The 23,519-nt window shown below is 39.0% G+C and carries 26 protein-coding genes, 1 tRNA gene, 1 other RNA gene and 1 pseudogene; 12 read left to right on the plus strand and 17 right to left on the minus strand.

What is annotated here, in order from left to right:
- Positions 1–735: pseudogene (locus QVB70_RS14730) on the plus strand (glutamate dehydrogenase); the annotation flags it as partial.
- A 5-nt stretch (positions 736–740) separates the two neighbouring features.
- On the opposite strand, the gene QVB70_RS14735 reads toward QVB70_RS14730, so the two are convergent.
- Positions 741–1,964 carry an ArgE/DapE family deacylase gene (locus tag QVB70_RS14735; protein ID WP_287587832.1) on the minus strand — a complete coding sequence of 408 codons (1,224 nt, stop codon included), beginning with the start codon at positions 1,962–1,964 and terminating at the stop codon, positions 741–743.
- 187 nt (positions 1,965–2,151) lie between these two features.
- Here QVB70_RS14735 and QVB70_RS14740 point away from each other — a divergent pair, with 187 nt between their 5' ends.
- From QVB70_RS14740 to QVB70_RS14750, 3 genes are all read left to right on the plus strand, one after another.
- Complete coding sequence (locus QVB70_RS14740) at positions 2,152–3,057, plus strand: hypothetical protein (RefSeq protein WP_287587768.1); 906 nt, start codon at positions 2,152–2,154, stop codon at positions 3,055–3,057.
- A gap of 139 nt (positions 3,058–3,196) precedes the next feature.
- Complete coding sequence (locus QVB70_RS14745) at positions 3,197–3,988, plus strand: SDR family oxidoreductase (RefSeq protein ID WP_287587771.1); 792 nt, start codon at positions 3,197–3,199, stop codon at positions 3,986–3,988.
- A 107-nt stretch (positions 3,989–4,095) separates the two neighbouring features.
- Positions 4,096–5,025: a DUF362 domain-containing protein gene (locus QVB70_RS14750; RefSeq protein ID WP_287587772.1), complete on the plus strand. Its 930-nt coding sequence runs from the start codon at positions 4,096–4,098 to the stop codon at positions 5,023–5,025.
- Between the two features lie 14 nt (positions 5,026–5,039).
- Here the strand turns inward: QVB70_RS14750 and QVB70_RS14755 are convergent, their stop codons facing one another.
- From QVB70_RS14755 to QVB70_RS14805, 11 genes are all read right to left on the minus strand, one after another.
- Entirely contained in the window at positions 5,040–5,612 is a 573-nt protein-coding gene (locus QVB70_RS14755) for a hypothetical protein (protein ID WP_287587776.1), read from the minus strand.
- Positions 5,613–5,638: 26 nt separating this feature from the next.
- Positions 5,639–6,175 carry a hypothetical protein gene (locus QVB70_RS14760; protein ID WP_287587778.1) on the minus strand — a complete coding sequence of 179 codons (537 nt, stop codon included), beginning with the start codon at positions 6,173–6,175 and terminating at the stop codon, positions 5,639–5,641.
- Between the two features lie 42 nt (positions 6,176–6,217).
- Positions 6,218–6,778, minus strand: a complete 561-nt coding sequence (locus tag QVB70_RS14765) for a hypothetical protein (protein WP_287587780.1) — start codon at positions 6,776–6,778, stop codon at positions 6,218–6,220.
- A gap of 139 nt (positions 6,779–6,917) precedes the next feature.
- A complete protein-coding gene (locus tag QVB70_RS14770; RefSeq protein WP_287587783.1) occupies positions 6,918–8,165 on the minus strand; it encodes an NADP-dependent isocitrate dehydrogenase in 1,248 nt (415 codons plus the stop codon).
- 73 nt (positions 8,166–8,238) lie between these two features.
- Positions 8,239–9,654: a hypothetical protein gene (locus tag QVB70_RS14775; protein ID WP_287587787.1), complete on the minus strand. Its 1,416-nt coding sequence runs from the start codon at positions 9,652–9,654 to the stop codon at positions 8,239–8,241.
- 528 nt (positions 9,655–10,182) lie between these two features.
- Positions 10,183–10,557 carry a hypothetical protein gene (locus tag QVB70_RS14780; RefSeq protein ID WP_287587790.1) on the minus strand — a complete coding sequence of 125 codons (375 nt, stop codon included), beginning with the start codon at positions 10,555–10,557 and terminating at the stop codon, positions 10,183–10,185.
- A gap of 119 nt (positions 10,558–10,676) precedes the next feature.
- The gene (locus QVB70_RS14785) at positions 10,677–11,189 is read right to left on the minus strand and encodes a hypothetical protein (protein ID WP_287587792.1); all 513 of its coding nucleotides are present in this window, start codon (positions 11,187–11,189) and stop codon (positions 10,677–10,679) included.
- A gap of 126 nt (positions 11,190–11,315) precedes the next feature.
- Entirely contained in the window at positions 11,316–11,822 is a 507-nt protein-coding gene (locus QVB70_RS14790; RefSeq protein ID WP_287587795.1) for an L-2-amino-thiazoline-4-carboxylic acid hydrolase, read from the minus strand.
- 121 nt (positions 11,823–11,943) lie between these two features.
- Positions 11,944–12,465 carry a hypothetical protein gene (locus QVB70_RS14795; protein ID WP_287587797.1) on the minus strand — a complete coding sequence of 174 codons (522 nt, stop codon included), beginning with the start codon at positions 12,463–12,465 and terminating at the stop codon, positions 11,944–11,946.
- A gap of 118 nt (positions 12,466–12,583) precedes the next feature.
- Positions 12,584–13,108 carry a hypothetical protein gene (locus QVB70_RS14800; RefSeq protein ID WP_287587800.1) on the minus strand — a complete coding sequence of 175 codons (525 nt, stop codon included), beginning with the start codon at positions 13,106–13,108 and terminating at the stop codon, positions 12,584–12,586.
- A gap of 486 nt (positions 13,109–13,594) precedes the next feature.
- Positions 13,595–14,143 (minus strand): L-2-amino-thiazoline-4-carboxylic acid hydrolase, encoded by a 549-nt coding sequence (locus QVB70_RS14805; RefSeq protein ID WP_287587802.1) that lies wholly within the window; start codon positions 14,141–14,143, stop codon positions 13,595–13,597.
- Between the two features lie 165 nt (positions 14,144–14,308).
- Between QVB70_RS14805 and QVB70_RS14810 the strand changes: the two genes are divergently transcribed.
- From QVB70_RS14810 to QVB70_RS14820, 3 genes are all read left to right on the plus strand, one after another.
- Positions 14,309–14,584 (plus strand): hypothetical protein, encoded by a 276-nt coding sequence (locus QVB70_RS14810; RefSeq protein WP_287587804.1) that lies wholly within the window; start codon positions 14,309–14,311, stop codon positions 14,582–14,584.
- A 219-nt stretch (positions 14,585–14,803) separates the two neighbouring features.
- A complete protein-coding gene (locus QVB70_RS14815; RefSeq protein ID WP_287587806.1) occupies positions 14,804–15,757 on the plus strand; it encodes a hypothetical protein in 954 nt (317 codons plus the stop codon).
- An 80-nt stretch (positions 15,758–15,837) separates the two neighbouring features.
- Entirely contained in the window at positions 15,838–16,812 is a 975-nt protein-coding gene (locus QVB70_RS14820) for a hypothetical protein (RefSeq protein WP_287587807.1), read from the plus strand.
- Positions 16,813–16,826: 14 nt separating this feature from the next.
- Here QVB70_RS14820 and QVB70_RS14825 read toward each other — a convergent pair whose 3' ends face one another.
- On the minus strand, positions 16,827–17,297 hold the full coding sequence (locus QVB70_RS14825; protein ID WP_287587809.1) for a thioredoxin family protein: 471 nt from the start codon (positions 17,295–17,297) through the stop codon (positions 16,827–16,829).
- A 203-nt stretch (positions 17,298–17,500) separates the two neighbouring features.
- Between QVB70_RS14825 and QVB70_RS14830 the strand changes: the two genes are divergently transcribed.
- Together QVB70_RS14830 and QVB70_RS14835 are read left to right on the plus strand one after the other, a co-directional pair.
- A complete protein-coding gene (locus QVB70_RS14830) occupies positions 17,501–18,508 on the plus strand; it encodes a MoxR family ATPase (protein ID WP_287587812.1) in 1,008 nt (335 codons plus the stop codon).
- Positions 18,509–18,519: 11 nt separating this feature from the next.
- Positions 18,520–20,454: a VWA domain-containing protein gene (locus tag QVB70_RS14835; RefSeq protein ID WP_287587815.1), complete on the plus strand. Its 1,935-nt coding sequence runs from the start codon at positions 18,520–18,522 to the stop codon at positions 20,452–20,454.
- 25 nt (positions 20,455–20,479) lie between these two features.
- Here QVB70_RS14835 and QVB70_RS14840 read toward each other — a convergent pair.
- A tRNA-Met gene (locus QVB70_RS14840) sits at positions 20,480–20,586 on the minus strand.
- A 198-nt stretch (positions 20,587–20,784) separates the two neighbouring features.
- Between QVB70_RS14840 and QVB70_RS14845 the strand changes: the two genes are divergently transcribed.
- Positions 20,785–21,093, plus strand: a complete 309-nt coding sequence (locus QVB70_RS14845; RefSeq protein ID WP_287587818.1) for a hypothetical protein — start codon at positions 20,785–20,787, stop codon at positions 21,091–21,093.
- A gap of 33 nt (positions 21,094–21,126) precedes the next feature.
- On the opposite strand, the gene QVB70_RS14850 is transcribed toward QVB70_RS14845, so the two are convergent.
- Positions 21,127–21,369 carry an Lrp/AsnC ligand binding domain-containing protein gene (locus QVB70_RS14850; RefSeq protein WP_287587821.1) on the minus strand — a complete coding sequence of 81 codons (243 nt, stop codon included), beginning with the start codon at positions 21,367–21,369 and terminating at the stop codon, positions 21,127–21,129.
- A gap of 209 nt (positions 21,370–21,578) precedes the next feature.
- On the opposite strand from QVB70_RS14850, the gene QVB70_RS14855 reads away from it, so the two are divergent.
- Positions 21,579–22,139, plus strand: coding sequence for a DUF367 family protein (locus tag QVB70_RS14855; protein WP_287587824.1), 561 nt, complete (start codon positions 21,579–21,581; stop codon positions 22,137–22,139).
- 49 nt (positions 22,140–22,188) lie between these two features.
- Here the strand turns inward: QVB70_RS14855 and QVB70_RS14860 are convergent, their stop codons facing one another.
- Both QVB70_RS14860 and rnpB read right to left on the minus strand, forming a co-directional pair.
- Positions 22,189–22,338, minus strand: coding sequence for a hypothetical protein (locus QVB70_RS14860; protein ID WP_287587828.1), 150 nt, complete (start codon positions 22,336–22,338; stop codon positions 22,189–22,191).
- A 147-nt stretch (positions 22,339–22,485) separates the two neighbouring features.
- An RNA gene (gene rnpB / locus QVB70_RS14865) (RNase P RNA component) lies at positions 22,486–22,865 on the minus strand.
- A gap of 82 nt (positions 22,866–22,947) precedes the next feature.
- Here rnpB and QVB70_RS14870 point away from each other — a divergent pair.
- Positions 22,948–23,519 (plus strand): histone deacetylase family protein (locus tag QVB70_RS14870; RefSeq protein ID WP_369335138.1); only part of this gene is annotated, 572 nt, incomplete at its 3' end.

Genomic DNA, 23,519 nt, shown 5'->3' on the forward strand with positions numbered 1-23,519 from the left:
CCCGTAGAGCTTGGAGGATCATTAGGTAGAAAATATGCGACAGGCAAGGGTGTAGCAACTGTAACTCAAAAAACTATGGAACACTTAGGAATCCGAAATCATCCATCTGTAGTTATCCAGGGATTTGGAAACGTGGGATCTTGGCTTGCCAAATTTCTTTACGAGATGGGGTATAAGATAGTAGGTGTGACATCAGTCGATGGAGGACATTTCGATAAGAACGGATTAAATATTCCACAACTCTTTCAGCACTTTTATGATGAACAGCCTTGGTCTGAATTCAAAGGTACAGATTTTATTGAAGATGCAAGTGAAGCAAATAAAGCATTATTTGAATCAGAAGTAGACATCTTAGTGCCAGCTGCACTTGAGGATCAAATAACAGAGAGAAACGCAGACTCAATAAACGCGAAGGTGGTTGTTGAGGCAGCCAACGGTCCTACAACGCCAAATGCAGATAAGATCTGCGCTGAGAAGGGTATCTTCGTTGTACCTGATGTACTCGCAAATGCTGGTGGAGTTATTGCATCTTACTTTGAGTGGGTGCAAGATACGCAAGCATATTTATGGCCAGAAGCGCAAGTAAATAAGGAACTTGAAGCTGTTATATTAAAAGCATATAATGAAGTTTTGAAACTCGCGACAACGGATGAAATCACAATGAGGAGCGCCGCCTACTGTAAAGCTGTAGAACGCCTGGCAAAAGCAATTCAATTGAGAGGTTTCTTCCCATAGACGATCTAATCCAGAGGATTTGTGATAACAAGAGCGATTACCTTCGTCAAATCTAACAGATCGCTCACAAGAATATTTTCATCATGTCCATGAATTCTCGATTCAAGCGTAGTCCCGGCGCCAAACGCACATTGGGGTATCTTGCGTTTTTCCATGACACATCCAACATCAATACTACCCTGCGCTCCAGCTATTGGAGGCTCTTCATCTTTAATATAGCTGATAATGTTTTTTACAAATGAAACCCATGAATGTGTCGGTTCGGTAGAATACCCCCCGTAAATCTTACGAGTTTTAAGTTCATAACTAAGTTCGGGATGTGCATTCTTTATTTCAGCGAGTTTATCCTCCAGTTCTTTTATTACGTCATCTATATTTTCCTCCGGGATATATCGCCTGTCTCCTTTAATTACACACTTATCTGGAACGATATTGACTTTTACCCCGCTATTAATCATTGTTACGTTTAGTACTGGACTAATATTTGCTCGTTTGCCTCCTGTTTGATTCTGTATCTCAGGAGAACTGGGCATAACCGATCTTCTTTTTTCTATTTCATTTTTAAGTTCTAAAAATCCGCTAATGATGAGGTTTGTTTGTTCGATCGCGTTTTGTCCAAGAAAACTAATGCCGCTATGCACCGATTTTCCATGGACCTCAACCATCCATTCGAGCATTCCATTGGCACCAATCCCTAATGTATCTGAACTTCCATCCAGACAGAAGAAATAATCTCCCCAGACCACATCCATGTCTGCAAGCCAGCATAAACCAGAATATGGTCCTACTTCTTCATCGGTGGTAATTAGGATGTTTAAATCAAAGGCTAGATCAAGCTTTAACGCTGAAATTGTTTCCAATGCACCAAGGATTGCAGCTATCGACGATTTACAGTCTGACGTTCCTCTACCATACATTTTTCCGTCTTTGATCACACCCTCCCACGGAGGAACTGTCCAACTCTCTTCCTGTACGGGAACAACATCAACATGTGCATAAAGAACAAGACCAGGTTTCTTTCCGGATTTTTTTTCAGCTTGAAGATTAATGCGAGGACCATCAAGTAATTGATTAGTGGATTTTTGTTTCTCCAAAAAAGTATTCTCTGGCATAACATGTTTTGTACAAGTGAATCCAAATGATTCAAATTGTGGGGATAAGAACTCAATTGCCTTTTCATAATTGAGTCCAGGGGGTACGGGGTTTGGATTCGAATTAAGTCTACTAATAGATTCACAATTTTTTGTTTATTTTTGTCGGCGAGATCAAAAATTGCTTGAGAACTCTCTTTATCAATCCTCTGCAAGAAAATCACCTTCTTGTTGGAAGATGGATATGTGGCATTTATTATATTTTTTGTACCAAATATAATTGAATCAGAATTAATTGCGTTGGTTTTATTTTCTTGAGGTGATTATGGTGACAAAACCCAAGAAAAAAAGAAAGCCCAAAACCAAAAAAAAGAAACATACTAGACGAAGAGAAAGTAAAAAACAACGTATAGAGAGAGAAAGACGACAGAAAGAAAGAGAAATGCAACGAATGCTTAGAGATCTTGGGCGCGCGATTTGCGAAATTTCAAAAGAACTTCTTGATGAGCAAACAGGTACAAAGCCTGGATGGGCTTGGGGCACGCCCTTTGTTATGATTGGGCCATGTGATGAGGAAGTTTGCGACTCTCCTATGCATCAGGAATTTCTCGTTGAATTTTTTGACGGTGAATGTTTTTTTCATTGCAGTTATGATGAACTTCAAGCGTTCTCTCAGATAGAAAGAAAAGATTTTCCCCAACTTGGAGAATTCGCGATGCTTCAAGATGAAAAAGAGGGAAATGCACTTCTAGGCTGGGAAATCATCCAAATTTCTTCCGAAATATTCTCTAACGAACAACTATTAAACGCTTTTCGTTCGAGTGAGAGAATATATGGCTCCCCAGTTGTCAGTATTCGCACTTGTGACGGGCATTGTAACTCTCCTTTGCATAAATACTTCCTCGTCTTGCTTTATGATGGACAACTTGCTTTTCATTGTGATTTTGAAGAACTGGTTAATTTTTCTCAAATAGACGAGATAAACGATTTTATTATTCTTGGAGAACATGCCATCACTGAAGTAGCAAAGGAACAGTTTGTGACAGAAGAACAAGAGCGTAGAACATCGGTTAGTGTGGTAACGTCAGAAGAAGTTGACGAATATCTTGAAGAACATCCAGAACTACTTGACCATCCTGCTGGACGGGCACAAGCTATTGCTAACGTTAGTTTGATGAAAGATAGAAGAATTGAAGAAGCAAAAGAAACAGAAGAAACTGAGAATGACTAAGAACTTTTCATAATAGTTAAAAATGTACCACTGAAGTGAAGAAGTTTCCTTTGGTGGGATAATGCAATTACCTCAATACTTCATCTTTTTAACTTATGTCACACATATTTTTGAACTATTTAACGAAGGGTGACTTTTTATGGATTTAGAATTGAAAAATAAGGTTGCACTAGTTACAGCATCAAGTAAAGGTCTCGGAAAGGCAGTTGCTTTTGAATTAGCAAGAGAAGGAGCGAAAGTGGTCATATGTGCCAGAGATAAAAACACTCTTGAGAAAACTGCTGAAGAAATACGGAATGCTACTGGCACAGAAGTCCTTTCTGTTGTTACTGACTTAACTAAGGCTGAAGACATCAAAAACCTAGTCAAAGACACGATAACAAAATTTGCACGCATTGATATCCTCTTCACTAATGCTGGTGGCCCCCCACCAGGCCAGTTTATGGAGTTTAATGATGAAGATTGGAAAAATGCATTTGAATTAAATTTGCTGAGCGTTGTGAGGTTGTGCAAAGAAGTGATTCCGTATATGCAGAGGCGGGGAGGCGGACGGATTATTCATTCGACCTCTATTTCTGTTAAACAGCCGTTGGAAAACCTGGTATTATCAAACTCATTGCGAGCAGGGGTTATAGGTTTATCAAAAACACTAGCCAACGAATTAGGACCTGACAATATCCTTGTTAATGCGGTCTGCCCAGGAGCTACTGCCACAGAACGTTTAGAAAATTTAGTAAAGGCACGTGTTGAAAGAGAAGGCATATCAGAGGAAGATGCAAAACGTGGTTGGACTGATGCAATTCCTTTAGGACGTTTAGGGACTCCAGAAGAATTTGCGAATCTTGTTGTATTCCTTGCCTCCGAAAAAGCGAGTAATATTACAGGAACTGCTATTCAAGTCGATGGTGGGTTCTACAAAGGAATACTTTAAAGAGACAAAAGTCCTACCGTTCCTTTCATAATAGACTGCTATTACCTAATTCGATACTTATAATTGTTGAACTCTTCAATAAAACATCTAGATAGGAGAGAATAAATGTGAAAACAGACGTATTTTTGATCAAAACAGAGGATAGAGTAGAAGGGATTAATGCACTTCTTGATCAATATTCCTTAGAGATAAGGGATAAGAATATCGCGTTAAAAGCAAATTATAACAGTGCAGATCCGTATCCTGCATCAACCCATATCGACACGCTGAGAACTCTTGTCACACGTTTACAAAAAGAAGGTGCAAAAGAAATTAATCTAGGAGCACGCTCTGGGATGGGAGTGACATGGTCCGTGCTTATGAAGATGGGAGTGGAAGATTTAGCTGATGAACTCGGGTTTCGGTTGGTCAATTTGGATATGCTCTCTTACGAAAAATTTACAAAAATTCAAAAAGAAGACAAAAAAAGCTCCTGGAAGCGAGGATTTCTCATTGCCAACGTCTTCAAAGAAGCAGATAAAATCATTCAGACATGTAATTTGAAAACTCATCGATTTGGTGGGCATTTTACGTTATCTCTCAAAAATTCCGTCGGTATGATTGCTAAGAGGAATCCATGGGATAGGTATGATTATATGGCGGAGTTACATCACTCAAAAGTGCAGAGGATGGTAAAAGCACAGAGGATATTGATAGCCGAAATTAACGAAGCGTATACACCTGCTTTAGTGCTTCTTGATGCGATTTCAGGTTTTAAGAATCAAGGACCAGAGATAGGCGAGTTAATACAACCAGGGCTTTTAATAGCAGGAACAGATCGTATAGCTATTGACGCGGTTGGTGTGGCATTATTACGATCATACGGGACAACACCTGAAGTTTCCCAAGGTAAAATCTTTGAGCAAGAACAAATTGCGTGGGCAGTAAAACTTGGAATAGATGGCGTGAGATCTGTACAGGATATTCAATTAAAACCATTAACTGATAAAACCAAAGACGTTAGTGAAAAAATCGATGCGATTCTGAGTGCTGGATGACTATTTCCAAAAACTTATTCTTCCTTAAACTCGTAGATATATTCGCAGTAAGGGTCACCTGTTGGCATTTGCCTCCTAGGCTTGCAAGTTATCATAGGATTCGTTGCCTTGAGTCCCTCTTCAGCCCACTTTGGGCAACCATAACGGCAACCTGTAAGCTCAAGATTTATCTCGTGCTCTTTGTACCTCTCGAAAAAAGCACATTTACTCCATCTGACTACAGTTTTTTCTGGAGTTGCCTCTACTATTTCAGTTTTCTGCTCAGGACCGCATAGTAATTGTGCAGCTACGATGCTTAAATTAGCAGCGTCTATAGAATCATTTACTTTTATGTCAAACATCTCTTTAGCCATTCGAAACAATTTCTTACCACCTTCGCCAAAAATCTTTGTGTTTATCTCTAGATACTTTTCCAAACCCCAAATAGGTGAAATGATCCCCTCACCAACCCCCAGAACGGGTCTGGCCGTATGTATTCTCAAAACTACTAATCTAGTGAGTGCTTGAGCGGTTATTTCCCAACCCTTTTCAGCTGGAATTTGCTCTAATAATGCCTTAGTTGTGAACTTCTTCTTTAACTCAGCCATACGGGTTCACCTTCTTAATTTTAAGTCTACTCTTCCTTAAACTCGAAGACTTCCTCACAGTAAGGATCCCCTCGGGGTAATGCCTTTGTGAGCGTGTAAGATATCTTAGGATTAATTATCTTGAACGCCTCTTCAATCATAATTGGATGACCAGGGTCGCAAGCTCTAAGCTCAGGGTCTACTTCAAATTCTTCATAACCCTCCCACCACGGACACTTTGTTATTTTGAGTACGGCCCTTTCTGGGGTTGTCGCGACTAATTTATGCTTGATCAAACCTCCACCCATTAGTGTTTCACCGACTATGACTAAGTTAACTGCTCCGATTACATCTTCGACTGGAATATTAAAGGCTTCTTTAATCCATGGATAAAGTTGCTTACCACCTTCGCCAAATACCTTCTCGTTTATCTCTAACCATTTTTCCTTGCCCATAACAGGGGCAATGACACCTTCACCTCTTCCTAAAAGAGGAGCAATGAGTTTATCGCCTTGTAATACTATAAATCTGATGAGCGTTTTAGCGGTTAATTCCCAACACTTTTCACATTGAATCTTATCCAATAACCCCCCCATTTTTCATTCTCCTTCTAGTTGTTTTATTGTTTACTCTTCTTTAAACTGGATTATTATTTCACAAAATGGGTCTCCTTTTCCCATTGATTTAGTGAACTTGTGAATTATCTTAGGATTAATTGCCTTCAACCCTTCTTCAGCCCATGAGTTATGGGCAGGATAGCAAATCCTAAACTCAATAGGTACCTTATGTTCGTTAAACCGTTCCGTCCATCCACACGTAGGAACTCGGATTTTTATTTTTTCTTTGGTTGTCTCGATTATTTCAGTCGTAAACTCAGGACCCATAAGAAATGTTGTAGCAACAATATATAGTTTTGTAACTCCTATTATATCTTCTACCGGTATGCTAAACATTTTTTCGACCCATGGAAAAAATTTCCTGGCGATTTCACCATATATCTTAGGGGTTACTTCCTCATGCTTTTCCCAACCCCGGACAGGCGAGATGAAACCATCCTCCGTACCTAAAATAGCCGGTAAGTTCTTTGAACCGCTTAATACTAATAGACCTTGTAGTATTTTGGTTGTCAGTGCCCAGCATTTCTCAGCAGGAAACCTCTTCAATAAGTCTTTTGATGTCTCCCCCATTTTCTGCTCACCTTTTGAGTTGAATAGCAAATTCAGCATATAGCATTACGGGTATAAATAACTTAGTTTCAAGAAATAGCATTAAAAAGGAGATCTGGGCAAATTAAAATGTAAAATTCAAGAATAAATAATAGAACTATTAGTTCATATTGGCAATAACACGATCCGCGAATTCTGTTGTGCTCACGGATGTGATTCCTTTAAGAAGCCTCGCCAGATCAGCTGTTACTTTTCCATTTTGTATAGTTTTTCGCACTGCTTGAAAGACTGTGCTAGCTGCTTTTTGCCAACCTAAATATTCCAACATCAGTATTCCAGAGAGGATCGCAGAGCTAGGATTTGCGATATTTTTTCCTGCAATGTCTGGAGCCGTTCCATGTATTGCTTCAAAAACAGCAATATGATCACCCATGTTGACTCCAGGGGCAACTCCAAGCCCACCAATGAGAGCTGCTGCAGCATCAGACATGTAATCACCAGTAAGATTGGGTGCAACCAAAATATCGTAGTTTTTTGGCCTAAGCAGAATTTCTTGGAACATAGCATCGGTAATCCGGTCATTGACTACGATCTTTCCAGCAGGAAGCGTTCCATTATATTTTTCTTCTAGTTCTTTTTCGGTAAGTGTTATGTCACCAAACTCTTCTTTCGCAACCTCATATCCCCACTCTCTAAATGCCCCTTCGGTAAATTTCATTATATTGCCCTTATGTACAAGCGTAATACGTTTTCTGTCGTGTATGAGGGCATATTGGATGGCTTTCCTCATTATGCGCTTTGTACCATATTCACTAATTACTTTAAGTCCTAGACTTGCATCAATTCTAGTTTCCACTTTCAATTGCTGAAACAAGAAATTGCCAATTTGTTTTGCTGGTTCGCTTTTGGCAGGCCATTCAAGACCTCCGTACAAATCCTCCGTATTTTCACGAAAAATGACGAGATCAACTGTTTCTGGATGAACGATTGGAGTAGGAACTCCCTCGATATGAAAAATTGGTCGAATGTTTGCATAAAGATCAAGAGATTGTCGTAATTGTACGTTAACGCTTCTATATCCACCACTGACTGGAGTCCTTACTGGACCTTTTAGACCTACAAAGAAATGAGCAATTGCTGTAATAGTATCATCAGGGAGTAGTTTGCCATATAGTTCTTTAGCTTTTCCACCAGCATATGTTTCCAGCCAAACTATTTGATGAGTTCCACCATATGCCTTTTTTACTCCTTCGTCTAAGATATGTCTCGCTATATTGATTACTTCGCGTCCTATCCCGTCACCTTCGATAAATGGAATAATAGGGTCGTGTGGTACGAGTAATTCACCATTTTCGATCGTTATGCGAGTACCTTCCTTAGGTAACTCAAGTTTGTCAAATTCAACCACATTTGCCAACTCCAATAAAAACAGAATGGAGAGAGTCAATCTCCATTTATTTCAATTATTATTTAATTTTCCTTTAGAGATTTGATGAAAAATAGTCAGGCAAATATTGAACGCCTAGCTCTATCATTTCACGATCAGAAATAGCAGTTGTTCGACCTGATTCGTATTGCATTGTAACCCATTGGTGCATCTTTTTAACTCCAGGATGGGTCTTGTCAACTACAGAATGTATATTGCAACTTCTGAAATATAATTGAACCCAACACGCAACACCTGCAAGGCCTGATTTGTCAGTTACAGCAACTTCAAATGGCCTGTTTAGTAATTTCTGTGGGTCAAATGCCGAATATACACGTTCATTTTTCATTACTCCATCTGCATGGACGCCAGCACGCGTTTTTGTGATGTCATCTCCGAGAAGAGGATAGTTTTCAGGAAAGTCCACGCCTATAGATTTCATGTACTCTCCGATCTCAGTAAGTATTACTGTGTTGATGCCGTGATTCGGATAGAGCGATGCCAACTCGGCCACTAATCCTTCTATTGGACTATTACCAGTCCGTTCCCCTATGCCTAACAATGTCCCATTTACATTAGCTGCGCCATATAGCCACGCAGCAAAAGAGTTGCTATGAACCTTATGGAAGTCATTATGGCCATGCCATTCTAACCATTCTGAGGGAACGCCACCTTCACACTGTAGGCTGTAAATGATCTTTGGCACACTTCTTGGGAGTGTAACCTCGGAAAACGGCAGTCCGATCCCCAGAGTATCACATGCTCTGATTTTAACGGGGATGTCATATTTTTCAGCAAGTTTCATTAGTTCTTGCACAAAGGGAAGGACAAAGCCATAGAGATCTGCTCTTGTAATATCCTCAAGATGGCAGCGGGGAATTATACCGCTTTCGATTGCAGATGTTACAATACTTAGATATTTATCCATAGCTTTTTGTCTCGTCATGTTTAACTTGAAAAAGATATGATAATCTGATGCAGACGTTAAGATTCCTGTTTCCTCAATTTTCATTTCTTTAATAAGTTGAAGGTCACTTCTAGTCGCACGAATCCATCCAGTTACTTTTGGATATTCATAATCACGATCAATACACTTCTTAACTGCCAATTGGTCTTTTTGGGAGTACACAAAAAATTCACTCATCCGAATTGCTCCCTTTGGACCGCTCAATTCGTGTAAGAAATCATATAAGGTTAGGATCTGTTCAACCGTAAATGGAGGACGCGCCTGCTGCCCATCACGAAACGTTGTATCAGTAATATAGATTTTTTCCGGTAAATTTATCGGGCAATGGACATTATCAAAAATTATTCGTGGAAACTGATCATAAGGAAAGATATCCTCAAAAAGTTGGGGTCTAGTTACATTTTGAAGATCGTAATTCTCTTTTCTGAAAAGCTGTAAATTTGCTGCTATCTTCTCTTTCAGAAGCGCTGCTGAGTTTTGTGTATTCACTATGAGATCATCCATCACAATCAATCCAATAGATAGCATTTCTTTTAAAGTCATGTTTACAAATGTAAAAATTATTGAGACATTATTAAATTAAAAGATCTCTTTTCTTGGTTCATCTACAACTTATGACTTATAAGTTTATCCGTTTACGTAAAGCAAATCTTTACCTTCGTAAAGGTATTAAAAACCAAAACTCGACAGCAGGTTATATCAAAATTCTTTCTCTTAATTGAGACTAATCTTTAAAAGAATTTGCGTTTACATAAACTAATAATTTGACAAATGTAAACATACAAACTTACTGTTTTTTTGAAAAAAAGGAAAATTGGTTGAAAAACAACCACTCTTTATGAACATGTTGTTATTTCGCCTTTTCGTGAACTACCACCCTACAAGTAGGCTGGCTTCCTGAATCATTCATTCCCCACCGGGACATGTCAAACAGGCTCTACGGGCAGTTCCTGCCCTGAATGCATGGTTAATATGAGAAGTGGCGAGTGTGACCTCAGCTCAATTCTAACTACCAGAGGTACCACACCTTATTTAAGTGTTGGGGACCACTGTGAAAGTGAACACGTAACACGATTCATCCCCCCAACAAGTAGAGGGGTCTTCTCGCGAGTTCTGATAAACTAGCAATAATATCTTAGCTTCTTGGTTTGTTGTTATGCTGGCCCACTCGGCACTTACCTTTATAATCTCTTCTCGTGCCCAATACTTTTGATAAGCTTTCATATCCTCAAACTCAAACTCTACCCATCGCATTGGGGTCGAGTGACCTAACCAATTCTGATAAGCACTCATTTTCTTCAGTTCTTCGGGGGCCAAAAAAATCGGCACCGCTTTCTGAGCCCACTCAAGGTACTCCTGCTGTTTGCCTGGTAAGAAATTACAAGTATAGATTATCTTTACTACCATCTCTTTCACCTCCCTTAAGTTGGGTATTTGTAGAACGCCCCTCCTCGGCATTTAGACATTTCCAAAAAAAGTGGAGAAGATATAAGGGTCAAGACTGCACTAGAGCCAGTTTAATGGGCTCACTCAAACTCAAAGACATATTCACAGTAGGGATCGCCTTTTGGCATTGCCTTCAGCATCTTGAAAGATAGCCTGGGATTTACTGCCTTGACTCCTAAGTCCCCCCAAGCTTCATGACCTTCGACACAAGGGATATACTTGGGTTTTACATTATACTCTTTGTACTTCTCCATCCATGGACACTTCGTTGTTCGAGCAACAACTCGCTTTGGGGTCTCTTCCACCGTTTCACCTTCGAATCCAGGCCCTACAGTTAACTCACCAACAACAGTAGCTAATATAGATGCACCTATGGCATCCTCAACAGGAATATTGTAAGCTTCTTTAACCATTGGAAACAGGATCTTACCACCTTCACCATATATCTTGGTATTTATCTCTTTGTACTTTTCAGCCCCTATAAGAGGCGCAAGGGTATTTTCTCCTCTTATCACTAGGGTTGCGGTATGAGTATTAGCAGTCCAGGCCCATTTCTCTTCAGGTGATATCTTCTTTAAAATCTCTTCAGCCATTTTTTCCTCCTCTCCTTACCCTGGGTATTTGTAGAGCGCCCCTCCTCGGCGCTTAAACATTTCCAAAAAAAAATGTGGAGACTGTATGGGATTTGTATTTTCCACACAAAAGCCTACGGTTTAAGCTTACTTAGACTCGTACACCAGTTCGCAGTATGGATCTCCTCTTGGTAATGCCTTCGTCATCTTGAACGTTATCTTAGGATTAACTGCTTTGACCCCTTCTGTAGCATTTGCTGTATGACTTGCATCACAAATTGCTCCCTCAGTTATACCAAACTCCTTATATCTTTCCCACCACGGACACTTCGTCACTCTAACTACAGCTCTTTCTGGGGCCGCCTCGACTAACTCGGACTCTAGTTCAGGTCCCATGCTTACTTTTGAAGTAACACTGCCTAAAGTAGCCACTCCAATTGCATCATCTACTGGTATGTTGAAGGCTTCCTTCATTCGTGGATACGAACTTTTACCGCCTCCACCCCATAACGCAATTAAAATCTCTTTGTTCTTTTCAGGGCCCACGACATCCCCATACATCATGCTCATAGCTGTTGCTGTTGTGGTAAAGGTTTTAGACGCTATTGCCCATTGTTTCTCCGCTGGTATCTTCTTCAAAATCTCTTCAGCCATTTTTTCCTCCTCTCCTTACCCTGGGTATTTGTAGAGCGCCCCTCCTCGGCGCGTAGACATTTTCAAAAAAAAATATTGAGAGTATGAGATTCAAGACCGCACAAGAACTTGCTGTTTACGCTTATTTTTTGAACTCGATGACATTTTGGCAGACGGGATCTCCATTTGGCATTGCTTTTGTGAGTTTAAAGGTAAAATTGGGATTAAGCGCTTTAAGTCCAGCTTCACAAATTGCTTGATGACCACCAGGGCACGTCATGTTTTCAGGTTTTTCTCCGAATTGTTTAGCTGTGTCCCACCACGGACATTTGACTGTATTCCATACAACTCTTTCAGGTGTTACCTCAATCATTTCATCCTCGAATGTGCCTCCAGCTTGTATAGCTGCTACAGCCGCGACTACTTTATAGCCCCCTATTGCATCCTCCACGGGTATGTTGAGGGCCTCTTTGATCATCGGATATGACATTTTACCACCTTCACCCCATAGATTGTTGTCTATCTCTTGCATCTTTTCTTTACCCAAGAGAGGTTGAACAAACATTCCTAGAGCGGTATACGCTCCAACGAAGTTTGCACCTGCTATTGCCCATCGCTGCTCAGCTGGAATCTTTTCCAATTCCTCTTTCGACATTTTAGACATTTTTTCATCCTTCCTTTAAGTTGGGAACTTATTGAGCGCCCCTCCTCGGCGCTTTGAAATTTCCAAAAAAAAATGGAGAAGATATAAGGTTCAAAATCACACAGGATTTAACTGCTTACTATTCTTCTAACTCGAAGACCCCTTCGCAGTATGAATCTCCCCATGGCATTGCTTTTGTAAGTGTGTGTTTTATTTTGGGATTTACAGCCTTGATTCCCTCTCCCACGAATGCTATATGGCCACCAGCACAAATCATGTCCTCGGGCTTCAAGCCAAATTCTGTGTATCTGTTGAACCACGGACATTTAGTTATCCTTAAGACTTGTCTTTCTGGCGTTGACTCGGTAATTTCCCATTCATATTCAGGTCCCTGTCCTAGTAATGCAACTAAACCAACCAAGGTACCTGCACTTGGAGCATCTTTTACTTCGATGTTGAAGGCCTCTTTAATTTGTGGATACGTCATCTTACCGCCTTCACCCCAAAGATTATCATGTAGCTCTATCCACTTTTCCTTACCCATAGCTTGCCCAACAAATATATCATAGCCTGCAACCGATCCAGTGTAAGTTTTTGTAGCTATTTCCCAACGCGTTTTTTCTGGGGTTTTCTCTAATAGTTCTTTAGACTCATCTTTTATCATGTTCACTCCTTTCCTTAACCTGGGTACTTATTGAGCGCCCCTCCTCGGCGCTTGAGGCGTTGGGGCCACAATTCTTTGAGAACCATTCAAATAGCTCTTCAGATAATGACACCCTTACACTTGGCGTGAACTCGCCTCATGCCTTGTCATATGTCAATGATTTCAATGATGAATATCTATTTAAGCAAAGATATTCATCATTGTATGACAATGCATTGTGTACTATATGACAAGTTATATATATAGTTATCCTTTACAAAAGACAAGTATAGAGGAAAACTACGCAAAGAATAAAGAAAACAAAATGATCGAAGTAAATTGCGTTTTAAGAAACAAAAAGGAGAAGAAGTTACGATTATATTTAGTTTAATAAAATATTTTTAATGCTTATCAATCCTCTAAGCATTTTAATTGAGTTGAGAATTTTAACGATTGACACTCAACACAGAACAGTTATCTTAGAAATACTCCTATTTATCAAATCGTCTATTCTTTATTGAATTCGAAGACTTCCTCACAATAAGAATCGCCTCTCGGCATTGCTTTCGTGAACTTAAACGTAATCTTGGGATTAACTGCCTTAAGACCTTCTCTATTCTGAATTTCATGTGCTCCGTCGCAAGGTCTAAGTTCAGGATCTACCTCAAGCTCCTTATATCTCTCCCACCACGGACACTTAGTTATTCTGCATACAACTCTTTGTGGGGATTTCTCAATGTATTCTCGCTTCCATTCGGGGCCGCTTATCAAATTTTCAACGACTGCGCCTAATTTAGCCGCTTCCGCAGCATCGTTTACAGGTATGTTGAGCATTTGTTTAGTATTGAGATAGATACGTCTGCCACCTTCATAGAATACCTTTGCAAGTATCTCTTCAAACTTTTCAAACCCCAAAACAGGCGCTATAATTCCTTCCTCCTTACCCATAAGAGGTAAGACGGTTTTCGACCCTCTTAAAATGGAAAATCCAATAAGAAACTTAGCAGTTATTGCCCAACGCTTCTCAGGTGGAATTTTCTCCAATAACTCTGTCATTCAAGTTCACCCTGCGTTCAAAATTATATTATAGAGTATTGCAAACATAAAGAGAATAATCTTTTATCGCATAAATGTAATGAGAATTGTGGTGAAGTAGTATATAAGAAAGGTATTTGAGGCGAAAATGAGAAAGAATATCTGATCATTTAAAACGTGAGCAATATGAGTGATGATGACGATTTTCACAGATTTTTAAAGCGCTGGTCAAAAAATGTTTTCAATCGATATGACACTCCAGAGTATTCTAACTTAGATCGTAGAGACGATTACGAAGATTGGAGCAAAGGGTTTCTTTCTAATTACGAAAAAACAGAGAACGCAAAAGAGACTGAGGGAGATAGTACTATAGCTCTTATAGAAAAGGTGACTTCAGACTTTCTTTCATACATTGATGAGGTAGAAGAAGAAGAATCCAAAAAGAGCAAGAAGAAAAGATAAGATAGTTTCATCCATTCTTTATTTATTTCTTAATAAATTTATTACTTGGCATAACATTATAGCCAATTCCTCTGCTTTTTCTCGCCTTTTTTTAAGTACGGCCTCCAAAATATTTGATTATGAGCAAAGGTTATAAACATAAATATTTTTATATCTGATAGTGATATTACACGACATATAAAAACAATTAACAAATAACCAAAGGATGAGGCATTCTTAATGAAACGATTAACACACGCCGTTGTTGGAAGTTTTCCAAATTTTGATGAAAACGACATAGAGAGTTCAATATTGAAAATTATTGACTTACAACTTAAATATGGGATTGATGTCATTTCTCCAGGAGAACAACGGTATGATATGATCGCATATTTTAGTGAAGTGCTTCCTGGATTAAAACATGAAGGCACCAACTCATATGTCACTGGAAAAATCAAATCCCCGAAAGAGCTCACCACATTCTCGAAGATTAAGGACTTTATATTTGTTAAAAATTATTTCGAACAAAATAGGAAAACGAATAAAATCAAACTGACAATCACTGGTCCTGTCACTTTAGGCTTCTCATGTGGATTAAATGGTTTAGAAGGCAGCCCATATTCAACTGTAAAAGATTTGCAACTTTACGCGGACGTTTCAACCGCTTTGAAAGCTATTGCCGATGAATTTCAAAAGATTGGGGCATTAGTACAAATTGATGAGCCAGGTCTTTCAGCTGGTTATATCAATTGGAAAGATTTCTCAAAAGAACTTTTTCAATGGATAAATGAGATAACCTCAGAACTACAGCCAGAGAACACGGTGATGCATGTCTGTGGTCGCTTACCTAAACGCCTTTTTGAAGATATTCTTGTTAAGTTTGAGAATATCGGAACCCTAAGTTTTGCTTTTGACGGCTCTATTGAAAAGGACAATATTAACATCATTTCTCGCAAAGTCTTGGAGGATCACGGTAAGAAGCTGGGATTGGGGTGTATATCGGGTGCTAATGCTGTTTTAAGCGATCCTGAAACTGTAAAAGCAAACATCGCCACTGCGGTCAAAAAAATAGGACTTGATAATATAAAATTCATTCATCCAGATTGTGGGCTTAAAGCCCTTTCTCCTGAAAAAGCAGAGATGGTATTATCGAACATGACTGAAGGAGCAAAACTTTTTGAGGGCAGCAATTAAGCAATTAAATAAAAAATAGCTCCGCAGTCTTTTTTAAACTACATACACAGGTTAACAGAAAATAAAAGAAGGGATTCTTAATGAAACGATTAACACATGCCGTTGTTGGTAGTTTTCCAAATTTTGATAAAAATGACATAGAGAGTTCAATATTGAAAATTATTGACTTACAACTTAAATATGGAATTGATGTCATTTCTCCAGGAGAGCAACGGTATGATATGATAGCATATTTTAGTGAAGTACTTCCTGGATTACAACATAAAGATAATCGATCATGTATCACTGGAGAAATCAAACCTCCTATAGAACTCAGCGCATTTTCTAAATTTCACGATTTAGAACTAGTTAAGAATTATCTGAGACAGAAAGAAGAAACAAACAACAAGATTAAGATTACGATAACAGGTCCAATCACTTTTGGCTTCACATGTGCAACCACCTCGGTCTCGTATGGAAAAGGTAATTTAGGCCCATATTCAAGTATAATAGATGTAGAGCTTTATGCAGACGTATCAAGGGCTTTGAAACCTATAGCTGAGGAACTCCAGAAGAGAGATGTCCTCGTACAAATTGATGAACCTGGTTTTGGTGCAGGCTACATCAACTATAGAAAATTCGGTAACGAGATTATTCAATGGATAAATGAATACTTGACCCCAGAACTGAAATCAGAAAACACAATCATGCATGTATGCGGGAGATTAACAAAAAGCCTTTTTGAGGACATCCTCGTTAAATTTGAGAATATAGAAACCCTAAGTTTTGCCTTTGACGGGGATATAGAAAAGGACAATATTAACATCATTTCACGAAAAGTCTTTGAAGATCACGGTAAGAAGCTGGGATTGGGATGTATCTCTGGCGCTAATGCTGTTTTAAGCGATCCTAAAACTGTAAAAGCACATATCGAAGCTGCAGTAGAAAAAATAGGACTCGATAATATAAAATTCATTCATCCAGACTGCGGTCTTAAGGTTATTTCTCCTGAAAAAGCAGAAAATGTATTAGCGAATATGGTTGAAGGTTCACAACTTTTTGAAGAGACAATGTAAAAAAAGTTAAAGATTTATCCAGCCTGCGCATTTTTGATAATTTCTAGAAGTTCTTCTTCCATCGTCATCCCCCATTGCGGCCTTTCGACGATTTTTCCAACTTCTTGTCCGTTTTTAGAATTATCTCTCAAGAAAACCACTATCCACGGAATTGCAGTGACCCCCCACTCTTCTGCTTCAGGGGGTGACGGCGGAATTGTCCACGTATGATCTTGGTCAAATGGTGCCGTCTCCATTCCTCCAAAAACTCTAACTTCTAGTCCTATCTCAGTTTCCAAAAGGGCAAATACAGGAACACCAGCCCTACTATCTCGACACCAACTTGCAGCAAATAAAACTACAGTATAATCATTAACGTATTTTTTAAGTTCAGTTATAACCTCTTGGTTTAGTTGGTAATTGTCGTAAACGTACTTGAATAGTTCAAGAGAGGACACGAAATCATAGGCCGATTGGGTGCGTTCTCTAATTTGATCTAGATCCATGTTCTTCACCACAATGAGTGATAAACAAAATGATTTGGTCGTTTTAGGTGATGATAAAGATTATGGTTACTATAAATTATATCTTCGATATGAATTCTGACTAAATTCTGCTACCTTATTGCATCTTCGAAAATGTTATTAAAGTTGGACATGCCCAGATAACGTGATTAGGAGAATAGAAGTTAAAAAGTGGATGGAAAGCCATGAATTCTTTGAGAAATGAACTAAAAGAGCTAATTGAGCAGAAAGGAACAAAACTTATTGACGCATGGATAGGTCCGGAGGATATAAAGGAGCAGATATTAGCGGTTCTTCATTCCGGACGACATTTACTTCTTGAGGGACCTGTTGGTTCTGGAAAAACTCTTATTGCAAAAGAACTTGCTAGCAGATTACCAGATATGAAAGTCCGTGATTGCGGTTTTAACTGTCTTCCTGATAGCCCAGAGTGCCCCCAATGTAAAACTGCTCAGAAAGATGCCCCTATTATTACTATACCAGGTTCCAAAAGATTTGTTAGAGTTCAAGGATCACCTGAACTCACTGCTGAGGACTTAATTGGAGATATTGATCCCGTAGTGGCCTTTAAATTTGGGCCTTTCGACCCTAGAGCCTTTAAACCAGGTAAAATTATCAAAGCTAACCGGAAAATTCTTTTTATTGACGAAATAAACCGTCTTTCTGAACGCTTACAAAATACACTCTTACAAGTCCTTCAGGAACATGTGATAACAATTGGTAACTTTGATGTTGAATTTGATATTGATACTATTTTGATTGCTACAATGAATCCTGCAGAATACGCTGGTGTAGAACGGATTTCGGAAGCCTTAAAGGACAGACTTGAAAGAGTAAAAATCACCTATCCAACTGCTGAAGAAGAATTGGAAATTGTTCAGCGATATGGAGTTAAAACTGACAAAGAAATCCCGCTTAAATTAGCACAAGAGATTGTGGAAATCATCCAAAGGACTCGTACTGACAAAGACATTGAAAATGCAGCCAGTGTTCGAGCTACTCTCTCCACGTGGAACTTAAGCCAAAGTTTTACTACATTACGTAAGGATTCAACAGTTTCTGTAGATGATATAAGAAAAGCCGCACGTGTTGCTTTGCGCGGACGCGTTGCATTAGCTCCTGAGAGCCCTTATTTTGAACATCCTGTTGAATACATCCATTCCTTAGTTGACAGCGTTCTTAATAATAATTAGAAGGAAATGTGATGACGACACACGCCCTTACCTTCAGCCATGACTTACCGGGATTACTCGCTAAAATCGCTGAGGGGATTCGAACTCATCCTGAAGTCGCAAAAGGACCTTCAAGTAGGGGCGTTTTAGCTTTTCTTGACGTTTTGAGGAGTTATGCTATTTTAAGGCAGGAAATGACCAAAGAACACATAATAGAGGCTGCGTTAATTACTCTAGCGCATCGAATTCAAATGAAATCCTTGAGAACGCCTGATGAACTAATTGTAGAAATAATCGAGGCACTTTTTAGTAAGGAAACGGCAAAGAACCATATAAAAAGCCCTTCAATCTGCACTCCAACACTACCGCTTAACGAAGGGCAAATGGGAAATATTATGAAAGAATTACAGGAGTTTACCAGGCGTAAGGAGGAATTTTACCGCCAATTAGACCATAAGAAATCCGTTGGATTTAAAGATAAATTAACACAGCAAGATTTGTCCAATCTAATGAACATCGATCCAGAAGACCTCAAAAAACAATTTCCTGCACTTTCAGATTTCTTTAGGCGAATAAAAAGACAAGTCGATAAGACGACACAAAATCCTACTATGGAAATGTTACGACTCTTATACAGCATACCTAACTATTTAGAAAAAGAAGAACTGTTGAAAGGTCAACCAATTCAAAAACACAAGCCAGAATTAGGAACAGAATTCGAGTTTACAGACAAAGCCGAAGATTTAATGCGAAGCTCGAAAACAAAGAAATCAGTATCACACAGCCAAACCATTCCGTCAAAAAAAGGGAGTTCTCAAGGATCAACCTCAAAACAAATCTCAAGGAACATGATTAAGGACGCGCTTAGGTCAATCCAAAATGCACAGGACGCTTCTTCAAGAGGAGCTTCGTTTCAAAATCTGCTTAAACATGCGGATGCGTCTCTTCTGGATTATCTTAAAGAATTATTGCGAGAGAACCTTGGAGTTGCTATCGATTTACAAAGAGATGATCATAAGTATGCCGCTTATGACGCGCTCATTAATATCCTCAAAAATTTGACTGAGCAAGAGCTTATTGAGGAAGAACACTCTAAAATTAGGATAACAGATAAAGGATACGCCATACTTTACGAAGATATCCTGTCAGAGGTAGAATGTGCTCTTATGAAAGGTAAACATAAGACCCGTTCTGGAAAATCGATAGATGGAGAAGATATCGTCGATATAAGAAAATATGAATGTGAAGACAGATTTCGCGATATCTCACTGCGAAGAACCATGAGAGAAGTGATAACGAAACGAAGACATCCAGAAAAAATTCAAAGAGAAGATATTCGAATAAAAGAACGACGACCTCTTGGTTGTATGGACGTTGTATTAGCCTTAGACAGAAGTTCATCCATGATTGAGCATAATAAGTTTCAATATGCACGTAAAGCAGCAATAGGACTGGCATTAGCAGCCTTCAAGAATGGTGATCGGAGTAGTGTTGTTATTTTCGCTAATACTGCAACAAAACTCAATAAACTCACATATAATGTTCAGCCTATATTAGAGAAGATCACTGAAGTAAGACCAGCAGGGTATACAAACCTAGAGGACGGTATTAAAAATGCACGAGAAATCTTATTATCAGCCTCAAGAAATGCTGAAAAGCACATTATTGTAATCACGGACGGCGTCCCAACTACGCATAACTTCCACAAATCTACCAAACAACAAGACACTATAGATGAGAAGACACGTGCCAAACTCGCCGCACTTCGTCAAGTCAAAATTTGTCGAGCAAATAAAATCAGTTGCTCTGTTATATGTATTCTAAGAGGTGGAGACGTAGATATTGAGTTTTCAAAGAAACTGGCTCGCGCAGGAGAAGGTTCTGCTCATTTCCTCAAAAATGAAAAGAATCTGTTAGATGTTGTACTTCAAGATTACCTTGAAAAGAGACAGTATTGCGCTATTTAAAAACCCTAAAGAAAGAATGTAAAAATGGTAGCGGGGGATGGATTTATCCTCTATAGGCGTTATCCCATAGATTTGAACCACCGATCTCGGGGTTATGAGCCCCGCGGGATCTCCTGTCTACCCCACCCCGCTACAAAATCAAGGAGGGAAATCCAAATCTCAGGAGATTATTAAAAGGCGCTTAATTCTTAAGCTCTTATTTTCATTTAGATAGTGAATATTTAAATATAGCGATGCTAACTATTTGTCCTATATAAAAACTATTTTAAGGCTTGCTTTTATCCTCATGAGATCCTATAAAAAGGTTCTATATATTTGAGGTCATCTAAAGTGATTATTAAGATTGCAGGAGAATACCTTATTTTTATTGACAAGAGTCGAGAAAAAAGAGTCATTAAGAAAATCAACGAATTTGAAGAAAGCCTCGCCTTTTTCTTTGCTACTAACAACGGTGGCTGCGAGGAAGAATCTTTTCAGATGTATGACGAGCTTATCAATTTTATTGCTAGAAATGGTAAAACCGTTAAGATCAGAGGATTGCAATCAGCAGACGTGATTCTACCACCAAAAAATTTTACCTTTGAAGAATTAAAGGAACTATGGCATATAAGATCGAGACGAAAAGAAGAGAGTAAATAGCGAAAATTAAGAAAAAGATAGATTGAGGGAAGTTTATTCGACCTTTTCGACGATAATCATGGTCAAGGTACTGCGGACTTTGTCCAAGCGTCTTATCTTCCAAGTAATAAGTTCTTTTAACTTCTCCATCGTTTCCTCTCGTATTTTTGCGATGATGTCGTACACACCATAGACAATATAGGCTTCATCAACGCCCGGTTCTAAATCATGTAACGCATTTAATACGGCTTCTTCAGCGCCGATCTCAGAGTTTATTAAAATAAAAGCCATAGGCATTATATATCACATCCAAACAAGGAAGACTTTTGATTTTAAATCTTTCATTTATTTGTTGTTTCTAGTATTTGTTTGTTTCTCTTCAGAAAAAGTTATCTTTGATTAATTTAATTAGAAGATACTGCGAAATATCGCGAAGTCTTTCTATCTTTCAGCTAATGTTCTAGCCCTTGTAATAGAAATCATTTTTCTTTACATATGTGAACATAATGGGGCTTTACAAAAACCATATGAATAATCAAGGAGGAAACGCCAAGCTGATACCTCTTTATGTCTATCACGTTAAGCAATGTGACCCCAAGAAATGTACAGGGCAAAAATTAACTCGAAATAGACTTGCAACTGACCTTCGAAAACTCTCTCAAATACCTAAACGAGCTATCCTACTAGACCCTTTTTCAGAGGTTATCCTCTCAAAGCAGGATCTGGAAATTGCATCCCATAATGGAATCTTAGCAATAGATGCCTCATGGGCTAAATTCACAGCAGACTCTTTTGAAAAAATACGTGGTATAAAGAGGGCCTTACCTTTTCTTGTTGCTGCAAATCCGACAAATTACGGAAAACCAATTAGGTTAAGCACAGTTGAAGCCTTATCTGCTGCTCTTTTTATATTGGGCTTTGAGGAGCAAGCTAAAAACATTCTCTCTAAATTTAGTTGGGGACTCAATTTTCTTACAGTTAACCAAGAACTCCTTCAACTTTACATCAAAGCAGAAACGAGTGACCAGATGCTCGAACTATCAATACAGGTTCTTCAAGAATTATAATTCCTAGAAACGAACAAGATTATACATATATAAGATCTTGTCCTTTCTACTAGATTAAACCGTTCTTTTGTAGTTCTGATATAAGATAATCTACTAATTCCGTAAGTTTATCAACCTTATCGCTAGTCGTTTCCAAATTTTGTGCTTCTTTATACATTTCCATAACTTTTGCTCTTCTTACTTTTTTGAAAACGTCCAATTTGCTAAGTCCCCTCCAAATCAAGAATTTTGTCGAATGTATTTCAAATCTCTTCTGAAAAGCGCGAAATAATATTTCTTGTTTCTTTGCAATATAAACAAGGAATGGAATGATTTCTTTTCCTACAACGTTAGAAATGAGATGGCAGTGTGTCGAGAGTAATCCACTTTCTGTTAGAAAGGTGTAGTTACTACTACACGTCTCTTGCGGCATTCAACTATGCGTCTTACCCGCTACCTCCTACAGGCAATTCATGGGTAGCCTATTTAGACTTGCACCCTCTGGGATGGCCGTTTCATCGATCCCACTTGTCTTCTCAGCGGGTTAACTCGACCTTCGTTACCGAAGTCTTCTCAGAACACAAACTCTCGTGTGTTCTTCAGCCGCATCCTCGTCATCTGGCAAGTGGACGTGTCGTTTCTGCTCCAGAGCCCTGCCTCTCGACAGGCACCTTAGGTGCCAGAGTACCTGTATGGTGAGTGGAATTTCCTCAGACGAATTCGCCCGTCAGCCGCCCTTCGACTCACTGCCTCTCATATTTGTAGTCAATACTGATTATAAGGTTATGCCACAATTACATTATATGAGATCTTTTCTGAGGTGCAAATATTGATTGGCATAATTCACCATCCTGACTTCTTGAAACATGATACTAATTTTCCTCGCCCTCATTTTGAGTCCTTTGAAACGCCTGAACGCCTAGCAGCGGTATATACTTATCTTCAACAAAAAGAAATCTTTGATCTACCTGGTATCGAACCCATCTTAGCTAAACCTATCAAAGAGAAGGATTTGTATAAAATTCATGCGCCTTATCTTGTGGATTCCGTGAAATCGCTGTCTAAGATTGGGGAAGGCGAAATAGGCGCACATTCTTATGCCTCACGGGATGCTTTTGATGTTGCAAAACTGGCCGTTGGTGGCACCATTCTCGCCTGTGAAGAAGTGCTTAAAGGGAACGTAACACAATCATTTGCCTTGATTCGTCCTCCTGGACATCATGCAGGCTACTCCAAAACTGAAGGGCTCTGCATTTTTAATAATTGTGCTTCAGCTTTACTAACTTTGAAAAGGAAAAAGAAACTCGATCGAACGCTAATTATTGACCTAGACTCCCATCATGGAGATGGAATCGCTGAATTCTTCTATTCTGACCCTTCTGTAATGTACATCTCGATGCA

The sequence above is a fragment of the Candidatus Borrarchaeum sp. genome (assembly GCF_019058535.1).
Lineage (GTDB): Archaea > Asgardarchaeota > Sifarchaeia > Borrarchaeales > Borrarchaeaceae > Borrarchaeum > Borrarchaeum weybense.

What these genes read in the sequence shown, in the direction of transcription:
- QVB70_RS14775 (WP_287587787.1), bottom strand. Translation starts at nt 9,654, where the DNA reads ATGGATGATCTCATAGTGAATACACAAAACTCAGCAGCGCTTCTGAAA.
- QVB70_RS14765 (WP_287587780.1), bottom strand. Translation starts at nt 6,778, where the DNA reads ATGGGGGAGACATCAAAAGACTTATTGAAGAGGTTTCCTGCTGAGAAA.
- QVB70_RS14745 (WP_287587771.1), top strand. Translation starts at nt 3,197, where the DNA reads ATGGATTTAGAATTGAAAAATAAGGTTGCACTAGTTACAGCATCAAGT.
- QVB70_RS14740 (WP_287587768.1), top strand. Translation starts at nt 2,152, where the DNA reads ATGGTGACAAAACCCAAGAAAAAAAGAAAGCCCAAAACCAAAAAAAAG.
- QVB70_RS14795 (WP_287587797.1), bottom strand. Translation starts at nt 12,465, where the DNA reads ATGTCTAAAATGTCGAAAGAGGAATTGGAAAAGATTCCAGCTGAGCAG.
- QVB70_RS14855 (WP_287587824.1), top strand. Translation starts at nt 21,579, where the DNA reads ATGGGGCTTTACAAAAACCATATGAATAATCAAGGAGGAAACGCCAAG.
- QVB70_RS14830 (WP_287587812.1), top strand. Translation starts at nt 17,501, where the DNA reads ATGAATTCTTTGAGAAATGAACTAAAAGAGCTAATTGAGCAGAAAGGA.
- QVB70_RS14820 (WP_287587807.1), top strand. Translation starts at nt 15,838, where the DNA reads ATGAAACGATTAACACATGCCGTTGTTGGTAGTTTTCCAAATTTTGAT.
- QVB70_RS14800 (WP_287587800.1), bottom strand. Translation starts at nt 13,108, where the DNA reads ATGATAAAAGATGAGTCTAAAGAACTATTAGAGAAAACCCCAGAAAAA.
- QVB70_RS14850 (WP_287587821.1), bottom strand. Translation starts at nt 21,369, where the DNA reads ATGCCTATGGCTTTTATTTTAATAAACTCTGAGATCGGCGCTGAAGAA.
- QVB70_RS14780 (WP_287587790.1), bottom strand. Translation starts at nt 10,557, where the DNA reads ATGGTAGTAAAGATAATCTATACTTGTAATTTCTTACCAGGCAAACAG.
- QVB70_RS14835 (WP_287587815.1), top strand. Translation starts at nt 18,520, where the DNA reads ATGACGACACACGCCCTTACCTTCAGCCATGACTTACCGGGATTACTC.
- QVB70_RS14810 (WP_287587804.1), top strand. Translation starts at nt 14,309, where the DNA reads ATGAGTGATGATGACGATTTTCACAGATTTTTAAAGCGCTGGTCAAAA.
- QVB70_RS14785 (WP_287587792.1), bottom strand. Translation starts at nt 11,189, where the DNA reads ATGGCTGAAGAGATTTTAAAGAAGATATCACCTGAAGAGAAATGGGCC.
- QVB70_RS14815 (WP_287587806.1), top strand. Translation starts at nt 14,804, where the DNA reads ATGAAACGATTAACACACGCCGTTGTTGGAAGTTTTCCAAATTTTGAT.
- QVB70_RS14805 (WP_287587802.1), bottom strand. Translation starts at nt 14,143, where the DNA reads ATGACAGAGTTATTGGAGAAAATTCCACCTGAGAAGCGTTGGGCAATA.
- QVB70_RS14755 (WP_287587776.1), bottom strand. Translation starts at nt 5,612, where the DNA reads ATGGCTGAGTTAAAGAAGAAGTTCACAACTAAGGCATTATTAGAGCAA.
- QVB70_RS14790 (WP_287587795.1), bottom strand. Translation starts at nt 11,822, where the DNA reads ATGGCTGAAGAGATTTTGAAGAAGATACCAGCGGAGAAACAATGGGCA.
- QVB70_RS14825 (WP_287587809.1), bottom strand. Translation starts at nt 17,297, where the DNA reads ATGGATCTAGATCAAATTAGAGAACGCACCCAATCGGCCTATGATTTC.